This window comes from Pseudoalteromonas sp. APC 3358 (assembly GCF_030408075.1).
GTDB lineage: Bacteria > Pseudomonadota > Gammaproteobacteria > Enterobacterales > Alteromonadaceae > Pseudoalteromonas > Pseudoalteromonas arctica.
This window is the reverse complement of sequence record NZ_JASDCE010000004.1, coordinates 151,917-164,622: the sequence shown is the minus strand read 5'-3', so window position 1 is coordinate 164,622 and position 12,706 is coordinate 151,917. Positions and strand designations below refer to the sequence as shown.

General features: G+C 40.7%; 7 protein-coding genes. 3 read left to right on the top strand and 4 right to left on the bottom strand.

What is annotated here, in order from left to right; translation table 11 throughout:
* Positions 1-7 precede the first annotated feature (7 nt).
* On the bottom strand, positions 8-1,336 hold the full coding sequence (locus QL995_RS08055; protein ID WP_290293943.1) for a GH1 family beta-glucosidase: 1,329 nt from the start codon (positions 1,334-1,336) through the stop codon (positions 8-10).
* Positions 1,337-1,574: 238 nt separating this feature from the next.
* Here QL995_RS08055 and QL995_RS08050 point away from each other — a divergent pair, with 238 nt between their 5' ends.
* A complete protein-coding gene (locus QL995_RS08050) occupies positions 1,575-4,151 on the top strand; it encodes an exo 1,3/1,4-beta-D-glucan glucohydrolase (RefSeq protein ID WP_290293942.1) in 2,577 nt (858 codons plus the stop codon).
* A 327-nt stretch (positions 4,152-4,478) separates the two neighbouring features.
* Here QL995_RS08050 and QL995_RS08045 read toward each other — a convergent pair whose 3' ends face one another.
* The 3 genes from QL995_RS08045 to QL995_RS08035 all read right to left on the bottom strand — a co-directional run bounded on the left by QL995_RS08045 (position 4,479) and on the right by QL995_RS08035 (position 10,578).
* Positions 4,479-5,966, bottom strand: coding sequence for a tryptophan halogenase family protein (locus QL995_RS08045; protein WP_290293941.1), 1,488 nt, complete (start codon positions 5,964-5,966; stop codon positions 4,479-4,481).
* The gene (locus tag QL995_RS08040) at positions 5,959-7,509 is read right to left on the bottom strand and encodes a tryptophan halogenase family protein (RefSeq protein ID WP_290293940.1); all 1,551 of its coding nucleotides are present in this window, start codon (positions 7,507-7,509) and stop codon (positions 5,959-5,961) included. The genes QL995_RS08045 and QL995_RS08040 overlap by 8 nt, the downstream gene beginning before the upstream one ends.
* A 102-nt stretch (positions 7,510-7,611) precedes the next feature.
* Positions 7,612-10,578 carry a TonB-dependent receptor gene (locus tag QL995_RS08035; protein ID WP_290293939.1) on the bottom strand — a complete coding sequence of 989 codons (2,967 nt, stop codon included), beginning with the start codon at positions 10,576-10,578 and terminating at the stop codon, positions 7,612-7,614.
* Positions 10,579-11,061: 483 nt separating this feature from the next.
* Between QL995_RS08035 and QL995_RS08030 the strand changes: the two genes are divergently transcribed.
* Both QL995_RS08030 and QL995_RS08025 read left to right on the top strand, forming a co-directional pair.
* A complete protein-coding gene (locus QL995_RS08030; RefSeq protein ID WP_290293938.1) occupies positions 11,062-11,970 on the top strand; it encodes an MBL fold metallo-hydrolase in 909 nt (302 codons plus the stop codon).
* Between the two features lie 76 nt (positions 11,971-12,046).
* The gene (locus tag QL995_RS08025) at positions 12,047-12,706 is read left to right on the top strand and encodes a hypothetical protein (protein WP_225913197.1); all 660 of its coding nucleotides are present in this window, start codon (positions 12,047-12,049) and stop codon (positions 12,704-12,706) included.

Genomic DNA, 12,706 nt, shown 5'->3' with positions numbered 1-12,706 from the left:
CGATAAATTATCGGCTAGTTATTAGGTTACTGTACGCTTTACCGCTGGCTTTAACAGTTCGTTTTTGTGTGTTGTAGTCTACGTGTACTATGCCAAAGCGCTTTAAATATCCTTCTGCCCATTCAAAGTTATCCATTAGGCTCCACGCAAAGTAACCATCTACTTTTACGCCTTGCTCGGTTGCGTTATGCAGGGCATTTAAATGCTCGTGGTAATATTCAATACGGTCGTTATCTTTGACTTCACCGTCTTTAAATTCGTCAGCCATGGCTGCACCGTTTTCGGTAATATAAATAGGTGGTAGGGTGTATTTTTCGTTTAACGATACAAGTAATTCTGTAAGCGCTTTAGGGTAAATTTCCCAGCCAATATCGGTCATTGGCGCTTTATGTGGCAGCTCATGGTAAAAGTCGGTTTCGCTTGCTTGATAATGCATGCGGGTATAAAAGTTAACCCCTAGGTAATCTAGCGGTTGAGCAATTATTTCCATATCGCCATCTAAAATGTCAGGGCGGTGGGCTTTAGGTAATTGCTTAATAATATCAGGGTATTTACCTTGCATTACAGGCTGCATGTACCATTGGTTTATATAGTCATCAGCAAATGCAGTGGCTTTTAAATCATCTTCACTTTGGGTAACGGAGTAACAAGGCGTAAAGTTAAGTACAATACCGTTTAGCGTATTTGGGCTATTTTTAGCAAGTACTTGCATAGCTAAACCGTGACCTAGTAATAAGTGGTGCGCGGCTTTACGACCAAATTCACGACCTACAATGCCAGGCGCATGTACGCCAATTTCGTAACCTAAGTAAGAGCTACAAAACGGTTCGTTTAAGGTGGCGTAAGAGTGCACACGTTCACCAAAAGCTTTGGTAATTAAATCTGCGTAATGGGCAAATTCGTAAGCGGTGTTACGGTTTAGCCAACCGCCTTCGTCTTCAATATGTTGTGGTAAATCCCAGTGGTACAGCGTTACAAAAGCTTTAATGTTACGGCGTTTTAATTCATCTAAAATGTTGGTATAAAACTTAACGCCTGTCGGGTTTAAGTGACCGCTTTTAGTCATTACGCGTGGCCACGAAATTGAGAGTCTGTAAGCGTCTACACCTAATGATTCAATTAAGTTTATATCGTCTTTCCAGCGAGTGTAGTGCTCGCAGGCTACATCGCCATTTGAATTATCGACTATTTTGCCTTCTTTACTGCAAAAGGTATCCCAAATACATGGCAAGCGATCAGCTGCGCCGCCTTCAATTTGAAATGAGGCCGTAGCTACACCATAGGTAAAATTTTTGGCTAAAAGTGGTGAGCCACTAGGTAAAGATAATTGTTTCATTAAGAGAAAACCTCTGCTTCTTTGTAGTAAATTTTGCTTTTATTTATAGTTTATAAATTGCATTGATGGAAGCGCTTCCATATTTAATTTGATTAATCACTAAGGATGGTATTTAATAACTTTAAGGAAGCGCTTCCATATTTAGGTTAGTGGCTATTGTTAAGCAGGTCAATAGTTAAATTTAAATAACAAATAGGCGTTTCACAAAAACACACTGATACAACACAGGGCTATAAAAATGAAAAAAAGCTTAAACACTAACAGGTTACGCATGCTCCCCATTTTAATAGGAGGATTATGCGTTTTAAGTGCGTGTAATAAACAAGAGGTTAACGCTAATAATAGCCAAGGCGCCGTAGCCAAAAAGGCTGAGCATGAGCAAGGTGATTTATCACTTTGGCCAACGCTTAAAAGTAAGGTAGTGAAAACGCCTGAAATTGAAAATACGATTGCACAGTTTTTAAAAACAATGACGCTTGAGCAAAAAGTAGCGCAGATGATCCAACCTGAAATTCGCGATATAACCGCTGCAGACATGCGCAAATATGGTTTTGGTTCGTATTTAAATGGCGGTGGCTCGTTCCCGAATGCTAATAAGCATGCAACGCCTGCAGATTGGATAACGCTTGCTGAAAGCATGTATCAGGCATCAGTTGATGACTCAATTGATGGCAGTAAAATTCCGACCATGTGGGGCACCGATGCAGTACATGGCCATAATAATGTGATTGGGGCGACGTTATTCCCGCACAATATTGGTTTAGGTGCAGCTAATAACCCCGCATTAATTGAGCGAATTGCAGCAGCTACGGCAATAGAGGTAATGGCAACAGGCATAGATTGGGTGTTTGCACCGACTGTTGCGGTTGTGCGCGATGACCGATGGGGCAGAACGTACGAAGGCTACTCAGAAGACTCAAGCATAGTGCGTGAATATTCAGCCGCAATTGTAAACGGATTGCAAGGCAGAGCCGATGAGGACTTTTTAAGTGACAAACGCGTAATTAGCACCGTTAAGCACTTTTTAGGCGATGGCGGCACGGTAGATGGCGACGATCAAGGGGACAATATTGATAGCGAAGAGACGTTATATAACATTCATGCACAAGGTTATATAGGAGGCTTAACCGCAGGTAGTCAGTCGGTTATGGCATCGTTTAATAGCTGGAATGGTAAAAAAAATCACGGCAATAAATACCTACTTACTGATGTGTTAAAAACAAAAATGGGTTTTGATGGCTTTGTTGTAGGAGATTGGAACGGACACGGACAAGTTGCAGGCTGTACAAATGAAAGTTGCCCGCAGGCTGTTAATGCGGGGCTTGATATTTTTATGGTGCCAACGGGTGCATGGAAACCACTTTATGAAAATACAATTAAACAAGTAAAAGCGGGCACAATAACAATGGCGCGAATAGATGACGCCGTGTCACGTATTTTACGCGTTAAATTACGCGCGGGTTTATTTGATAAACCAAGCCCCGCAAATCGAAAATATTCAGGTAAATTAGAACTAATAGGTGCGCCAGCACATCGCGATATTGCCCGCCAAGCCGTACAAGAGTCGTTAGTACTGCTTAAAAACAACAATCATTTATTACCGCTTAACCCATCAAGCAATATACTGATTGCAGGCGATGCGGCCGATAACATAGGCAAGCAATCGGGCGGTTGGAGTATTACGTGGCAGGGAACTAATAATCAAAATGCAGATTTCCCTGGAGCAACGTCTATTTATGCGGGGCTAAAAACGCAAATAGAGGCTGCTGGCGGTAACGCTATTTTAAGCCCAACGGGTGAATTTAATACCAAACCCGATGTAGCCATTGTTGTATTTGGTGAAGAACCATACGCAGAGGGGCATGGCGATAAAGACAACCTTGAGTTTGAACGTAACAATAAACGTTCTCTTAAAATATTAAAAACATTAAAGCAGCAAGGTATTGCGGTGGTATCGGTGTTTATATCGGGCAGACCAATGTGGGTTAACAGCGAACTAAACGCGTCAGATGCATTTGTAGCAGCATGGCTTCCTGGCACTGAAGGACAAGGCATTGCAGATGTTTTATTAGCGGATGCAAGTGGGCAGGTACAATACGACTTTAAAGGTAAGTTGTCTTTCTCGTGGCCTAAATCGCCACTACAAACCGCAGTAAATAAGGGTGATGCTGATTACTCACCATTATTACCCTATGGCTTTGGCTTAACGTATAAAGATGAAAGTACGCTTAGCAATAATCTAAATGAAGACTCAGGTGTTGATATTAGTAACCTTGCGCCGTTATCTATATTTAATGGCAGCTTTAAAACACCGTGGCGTTTGTTTTTAAATTCAAACAGCGAGCAGCACCAAGTAGCAAGTAACAGTGTAAAACTTGGCGGCATTACTTATCGCACTGAAGACAAAGCGATTCAAGAAGATGCGATGCAATTTAATTTTGATGGCACTGCAGCCAGCTACATCGAAATTAATAGTAACTTTACCGAAGACAAAGTGGCCTACATTGAAGCAAATTCGGCCCTTAGCTTTAGCTATAAAGTAAACCAAATACCTAGCTCACAGACATACCTTGCAATGAAATGCGAACAAGGCTGTGGTGGCGAGCTTGATATTACCAATGAGCTTAAAAATGCTGATTTAAATACATGGCAAACCATGAGTATAGATTTAACGTGTTTTGCTAAAAAGGGCGTTGATTTTGCCAGAGTAACCAGCCCTTTTATTATTAAAACGGCAGGAGAGCTTAGCGTTTCAGTTGCAGATATTAGCTTTGAACCACAAAGCGCTAAAACAGCAAAAATAAAGTGTGAGTAGTAGAGTGTTGATAAGTTAAGTTTATTGTGTGTTGTCTCAAAGCCCTAAGGGCGTGTTGATCTTTGTGGATTGAAATTTGTTCAATCTAGGGGCAATTTAATCGCGGCGAGAGGTTTGTAACCTAGTGGGCTAAGTAAAAACCGAGCAACAAAGAGTAAATTGCCCCTAGGCAGAACCCTACGGGCAGCGCATGTTTGGCATTTATGCTACGTTATCGCCTATTTATGGGGAATAACCACACTACATAGGCTCTGCCTTGCCTAAAAACCAAACATACTGCTGCAAATTCAACCACCAAAGAACAACACGCCCTAATAAGGGCTTTTTTTATGCTGGGCAATACTGTTTTAAAAACTCATGATGAGATGGTAATTGGCTTACGCGTTGCTCTATTTGTTGCTTAATACCGTGTAAAAAACGGGCGAGTTCTTCATCGCTCATCATGCTGGCTATTAAGTGATGTTGATTAGGCTCAATACCTTGACCAAGCATAACTTGCACCCACGAGTCGACTCTAAAAATGTCGCCATCGTCTAAAAATACACGGCCGGTTTGCTTAAACAAATCAATTTTATGCTGAAGTGTTTTTGGCACTTCCATGGCGCTACAGTGTTGCCAAAACTCACTGTCATCGCGATTAGTTACTTTGTAGTGCAGCACAATAAAGTCGCGAATATTTTCAATTTCGCTTTTAAGCTGTTTGTTGTATTCGTCAATGGCGTGATTAGTTATGCCATTAAACGGAAATAAACGCATAAAGCGAATAATACCCGACATAATTAAGTGAATGCTGGTGGACTCAAGTGGCTCTACAAAACCGCTAGCAAGGCCAAGCGCTAGGCAGTTTTTGTTCCAGCCTTTTAAGCGACGCCCTGTTTTAAATTTAATAATACGGGGCTCTGTAAGCGCCTCGCCCTCAATGTTATTTAATAATAGCGCTTTGGCTTGTTCGTCATCCATATATTGGCTGCAATAAACTAACCCGTTGCCGACACGGTTTTGCAGCGGTATACGCCATTGCCAGCCGCTTTTGTGGGCAATAGAGCGGGTAAGTGGCAATACGGTCTCGCTGGTTGATTTTGTTTGCACGGCAATGGCGCTGTTACACGGTAGTAAATGCGACCAGTCTTCGTAGCCAGTATGCAATGCTTGCTCTATTAATAAGCCTCTAAAGCCGGTGCAATCAATAAAAAAGTCGCCGTTAATGTGCTCACCACTATTTAAAGTAAGTGATTCTATATGGCCCGTTTTAGTGTTTTTTATTACTTTTTGTATTTTACCTTCAATGCGTTTTACACCTAATGGCTCTGAAAATTCACGTAAAAACTGCGCGTAACGCGTAGCATCCATATGGTAAGCATAGTTAATGAGGTTTTGCTGATTAAACGCAAATTTACCGCTTTTAGCCGCTTGCAACTCGTAGCAGTAATCGCCAAATGGGTTGTTTATTCCTAAAGTTTTACCTTGCAACCAAAAGTGATGAAATTCACCCGCCCAACATTCTTTGCCCGTTGCGCCAAATGAGTGAATATAATGCGTGTTTTCATCGCCCCAGTTTTCAAAGCTAATACCTAATTTAAAACTGGCTTGAGTGGCTTTCATAAATGCTTGCTCGTTTATACCCAGCAATTTATGAAATGTACGAATAGGTGGAATTGTTGCTTCGCCAACACCTACAGTGCCAATATCGTCAGATTCAACAAGGGTTATGTTTATATTGTTACCAACTAGTTTAGCAAGTGCCGCTGCGGCCATCCAACCTGCAGTGCCGCCTCCAGCAATTACTACGTTTTTAACAGCGTTTGTTTTAGTCATTATGTGGCTGCCCATTATTTGATAAAAGATGATTTAAAAGCGCGCGATTACTTGGCAGTCCATTTAAGCACTGCGCTATTTTTTCGCGATTTTGTTGATAATAGTAATCCCCAGTGCGTGGGTCGTTAAATGTATTTTGTGCAGATATTGTTTGTGTATTAAAGCCCATGCCATATAAAACGTATTGATAACTGCTTGATGAAAACACTTCTTCGTTTTCAATAAAATCAAAGCGGCTAGGGGGCTGAAATTGCCAAAGTTTAAGTAAGTTTTGCAGGCGCTCGGGTGCGGTATTTAAATTACTAATATCTTGCCAATAGGGAGTGTCGTCGCGCTCGCTTAGCACATAATGAAGTTTTAAAAACTCAATAACGCGCTGCCAACGAGTACTAAAACGGTCATTAAAACGCGTTTCAAGCTGGCTCATGTGGGTGCGGTTTTGCGGTAGTTGCTCGCTTATCATGCTAATTGAAAGCTCAACCATAGCAAGTGCTGACGCTTCAAGCGGCTCTAAAAAGCCAGCAGACATACCCACGGCAACACAGTTTTTAATCCAAAATTTTTGCCTGTAACCAGGGCTAAATTTTAATACGCGGTAGTTAAGTTGCTCAGCTTGTTGCTCACAGGTGCTTTTGGCTATGTAGCTTTTTAGTGTATTTGTTGCGCTTTCATCACTTTGATATTTACTACTAAATACATAACCTGTGCCACGGCGTGTTGGTAGGGCTATATCCCAAATCCAACCGTTACTTTGCGCTGTAGATAACGTAGCAGAGGCAATTGGCTGATCGGCGTGTGCATTAGGTATTTGCGCCGCAACAGCGCTGTTATTAAATAAAATATGATCTTGCGCTATAAACTCACTATTAAAATGCTCACCAATTAAACGAGCGCAAGAGCCTGAGCAATCTATAAATAAATCACCTGTTATATCGCCATTATTATTTGTTTTTAATGAAGCAATATAGCCATGATCGTCGTTAATAACCTCGGTTACATCGTCAGTAATATGCGTAACATTTAGATTTTTAACGCAGTAATTTTTTAAAAACTCAGCAAATTTACCCGCATCTAAATGATAACCATAGTTGGTGACCGCTGCATATTCAGGTGTTTGTAATTGCTTTGGTGCAAGTGCTGCTTGGCATACAAAGCTTTGCATATTAACAACGTCGGCAAATTTTTGAACAGGTGCAATACGTTGCCAGCTGGCGTGTAAATTAGTGTGCTCGTAGCCTTGTGGATTCATAAAAGGGTGGTAGTAGTTTTCTCCCTCGCTGAGGTTGCGCCAATTTATAAATTTAGAACCTTGCTTAAATGACGCGTCGCAATGGGTTATAAAATCACTTTCTTTAATGCCAATGCGCTGTAGGGTGTTGCGCATTGACGGCCACGTGCCTTCGCCCACACCCAATATAGGCACATTTGCCGACTCCACTAACGTTACATTAAGGTGCGGGTGTTCGGCGGCTAATAAGCCTGCGCTTAGCCAGCCGGCAGTACCACCACCTAAAACGACTATTTTTGTTATTGGTTTGGTCATGAGTTAACACCCTAAAGTTGATAACATTTAAACTAGCATTAATACTGTTTTAAATACAAAAAAGCCGCTAGTAAAAACTAACGGCTTTACTTTGTATTACCTTTAGAAGTTGTAACGCATACCAATATTGTAACGTGCACCTAGCTGTTGTAGGTTCCACAATTGAACTGACGTACGGCCATGTTCGCGGCTGTTTTGTTCAGTAATATTAAGGCCTTCAACAAAAAACGATAGTTGCTCGCTGTAGTTGTACGCAACATTAAAGTCGATTTGATAATATTCTTCAGTAAAGCCTGGCTCGTTTACGTATCGAGCTGCGCTATTTAAAAACTTATCACGCCAGTTGTAAGCAATACGTGCTTGAAAATCATCGTTTTCGTACATTGCTATAAAGTTAGCTGTATCGCTTAAACCTACCAATGCAAATTGTGTAGTAGTAGGGTCAGCGTTTACATCAAAGTCTATGTCGCCGTTAACAGTGGTGTAGTTTGCTTGCACACCAAAACCGCTTTCACCAAAAAAGTGCTGAAAGGCAACTTCAAAACCATCAATAGTGGCATTTTTATTGTTGGTAGGTACTTGTGCTGTAAATTCTAGTAATGGGTCATCGCTGTTAGCAATTACATCGTAAGCGGCTTCAAACTCTTCGTAGGTCATAGAGTCAAAATCAACGTTGTTTTCTGTTGCGGCAACCATTTGAAATAAGTTTGAATCGGTTACTGCAAGTCCGCGAGATTCTAGCTCAGCAATGGCAGCTTGTGCGCGAGGGCCCGCTGTTGCATCGCGTAATCCGTAGTAGTTTTGCGTCATGGGTGTTAAACCAATAAAGTTTTCGATATCTTTAGTGTAATAACCTACCGACACATAACTTGTTTCTGCAAAGTACCACTCAGCCGATACATCAATATTATCTGATTCAAGCGGCACTAAACCAGGGTTACCCGTTGACGCTGTAGCCGGTGAAGAACCCGCTAAAAGAGTAGGGGCACCTGGTACACCAACCGTCGCTGCTGAACTTAAGTTGTCGTAAGTTGGGCGAGCAATCGTAGTGCTATAAGAAAAACGCGCTTTTACGTTTTCAATTACTTCTATGTCAAAGTCAAAGCTTGGTAAAAAGTGATCGTAGCTAGATTTAAGCGTGAAATCTTCTTTATCTGAGCCAAAGCGAACGTTAAAGTCGTTATTACCTTCCCATGCTACTGCGTTAGGTAAGTCGATATTAGCCGTTGAGGTAATGTCGGTAGACTCTTGGCGTGCGCCAATAACAATGTTGTATGGCATATCGCCAATGTAACCATTGTAAGTAAATTGCACAAACGCTGCGGTTATATCTTCTTCAATGGTGCGGTTAGTTGCAAATGCGCCATCGGCTGCAAAGTTAAAGCCGTATTCTTCACCTGCCCAGTAACCAATTTGCGATGCGCTGCCGGTATAACCTTGGTTGAACGAGCCCGATGTATCGTAGTCGTCAAACTCAGCTAAAAAGTTTGTTGGGTTTAGGTAGCCATCAGGTAATTCGCCTGGGTTTTCGATACCCCAGTTACCCATTGTATTACGTGTAAGTGATTGCAGTGAATGGCTTTCCATAGAGCGAGACTCTATACCAAAGTCAATTGCACCGTTTTCAATTTCGTATTTACCATGGATTCTAAATTCTGTTATTTCAGACTCTTGGCGAGCAAAGTTAGAATCTAAAATAGACGTACCCACATCAGAGGCATCTAACGTGTTATTACAATTTAGGTTGTCTCGGCGGCAATCATCAAAATCGATACTCATTGATGGAAGCTCACGGCTAAAAGCAACTTCTTGTGCGTTAACTACGTTTGCGCCCAAGCCTGCGTTTACCCAGCTGCCGTAAGGTGCATCTGGTTTGCTAGTGGCTTTTGAATTGTGCGCATCAAACATAAAGCTCAATTCTGAATTGAAATAGTATTCAACGTTTAAACCAATAGAGTCGTTTTGGTTAACTTGGTTTAACTCTTGAAACGCTAAACCTAAATCGCGTGTTTGCTGATCGCGACGTTCTTCTCGGTAGTAAATAGGGGTTTTTACCGTGTTATCGTCAAATGTTAGCGCGCTTTTGTAGTTATCCATCCATATTGATTGCTCAGCACGGGCTTCGAACAAATCTTGTTTAGAATACGTGTAATCAAGTGTGGCTGTTAAATCGTCAATAGGGCTGTACTGCAGCGTTAATTGTGCGTTTGTACGAGTACGTTCTCTGTCGGCAATGGTGTAGCGCAAATCTGATGGCATTGAATAAAGCTGGCCAACAGCGGGTGCATTAGTTAAAACAATATCGTCTGCTGCTTGTGGAATTGTGCCGTCAAAAGCAGATGTATTCCATTGATTTACAAACGCACCTGTTGATGAGCTATCGCGCTGTTGCATGCTTGCAGTTAACGAGGCACCAAATTTAGCTTCACTGTCGGTCCAGCTAATTAAGCCCGAAAGCTCTGGTGTTATGTCATCACCAACACGGTTTGTTGAGTCGTGTAATGCTTTTACACCTACGCTTGAAATAAAGCCTGGATTGTCGAGTGGGCGAGCCGTATTAATATTAATTGTTGCGCCAATACCACCCGATGCAATACTTGCTTTACCTGTTTTATATACTTCAACCGATTTAACGCTATCAGACGCTAAGTTTGCAAAGTCAAAAGCACGAGAGCTTGGTGTACCACCGCCTGAAGGCAATGAAGCTGCCGGCATAGTTCGACCGTTTAGGGTTACCATATTGTAGTCGGGACCAAAACCACGAACAGTTACTTTAGAGCCTTCACCATTTGAACGATCAATCGACACACCTGTAATACGCTGTAGCGACTCGGCTAAGTTGGTATCAGGAAATTTACCAATATCTTCAGCTGATATCGCATCTACAACACCTGCGGCGTCGCGTTTTAATCGAGTTGACTCTTTAATACTGCTTTTAAAACCAGTAACTTGAATTACTTCAACATCTGTATTTGCTTCTTGTGCATATACAGGTAAAGAGATTGATGCGCCTAAAATCAGAGATAGGCTGGTCGCTATCTTTGTTTTTCTTACAATACGGTTGGACATTCGGTTTCCCTCGCACTTTTATCATTATTATTAACAGCTGTATGGGGCTGTTATTGTGTAATTATAAACATTGTCAAATGTATGGAAGCGCTTCCAGAAAAGTTTATTTAACTGAGCTTTGTGGAAGCGCTTCCAGAAATGCTAGTTTAAATTTTAAATAGGGTCAACTATTGTTTTAATAAAATGAGACTAAATTGTTTTTAAAATGTATGTTTTTTAGATTTAACTTTATTTAAATTATAAATTACAGATGGTTATAAAAAAACGTTTTAAATAGTTGTGTAACAACATTTTATTATAAGAAAACCGATTATTGATTCATTTAGTTATTTAAACACTTTAATAAGGTGTTTAAATCAGCTTTTAGTAAGGGCTAAAATTAATAAGTATGCCGTTGGTCACTCAACTAGGACAAAACTTAAATTAGTTATTACACTCAGCCATAGACTCAACTGAAAACACTATTTATAGGTATTAATAATTATGAGCAATGTAAAACAAGGACTAGCTGCAACCGCTTTAATTATAGCGTCGTTTAGTAGTATTGGCGCGCAGCAATGTAGTGATGTAAGTTTGCAAATTTTAGGCTCGGGCGGCCCTGAGCTTGACGATGGTCGCGCAGCAACAAGTTACCTTATTTTGCACGAAAATAAAGCCAGAGTGTTAGTTGACGTAGGCTCTGGTGCCAGTATTGGGTTTGATAAAGCAGGTGCAAAATTTAGTGATGTTGATGCCATTTTATTAAGCCATTTACACACTGATCATGCTGGCGATTTACCTAGTTTTATAAAAGGCAGTTACTTTACATCACGCGATAAAACACTTGCGATATTTGGCCCCCAGGGCAACCGTGTAATGGCTTCTACTAACGAATATACACAAGCGTTACTAGGTAAGCAGGGCGCATTTAGATACTTAAGTGATTACGTAGAAGGTAATGAAAACTACAAATTAGATATTCGTTCTGTTGCACCAACAAAACAAAATGAATTCAAACAATCACTACAAAGTGATTTGGCTGTTAATGCAATGACAGTTAACCATGGACCTATTCCGGCTTTAGCGTGGAAAGTGAGTATAGCAGGATGCGAACTTGTGTTTGCAGGCGACATGACCAACAAATTAGGCACATTTACTGACTTTGCTAAAAATGCCGATGTAGTGGTTATGCACAACGCAATTGATGAAAACGCATCAGACGGGGCTAAAAATTTACACATTACCCCAAGTCAAATCACTAAGGTACTAATTGAGGCTGCACCTAAAACGGCGGTTCTATCTCATTTTATGAATCGGTCATTAAAAAATCAGCAATTGTTTAAAAAATCGTTAATTAAATCACTAAAAAGTAACGTAGTTTTTGCAGAAGATGGTTTAAAAATAAACTTATAAAGTATTGCGCATAAGAGTGTTGCGGGTCGCTAGTTTTATCGCTATTTTAAAGGCTCTCTCATAGATGGATTTTATTATGCGCATTAAATTTTTAGCGAGCTTTTATTCTTTCTTCTTGTTTGCACTGTTTGGTTGTGACGACCAAAGCATGGCAATGCAAGATAGCCCTCAGCTAAATAGTAATGCAAGTAACTTACCCTCTGATCTCAAAGTAAACACACCTCCAGCAGCTCAAACAAACGAACCCGCTTTAGTGGTCGGTATGCTTGCAACACATTGTAAAAGTAATGAAGCGGCCTACATTAACGCAAAAATGCATAAAGTTGTGCGTAACCCAGATGAAAGTACAGCCTACAAGTTAGAGCCTACCGATAAAGTGCTTTCTATTTGTGTTGCAAAAGATGACTCATCGCTTAGTTATCGATTTGGTAGAGTTAATGACATAGGGCTTGAAAAAGAAGCAACACCAGATGCACCATTTGGTAGTTACTACAGGCAAGTAGGGCGTATTGGCGAGAGTATTTTATTTTTTAGTAACGGCGAATATCATTATTATATTATTAACTCAGGCGGTATGGGCAGCGGTGTAACCGTTAATGTTTATAAAAACGACACATTAATAACTGAGCTGTTTTCGGGTAATGATCCTTACGATGATTTTGTTATAGCAACCGATTTAAATTTCCCTAAAAAATTGGTTATCGAAAAACAGCCATTTAATAAGCAAATGCAGTAA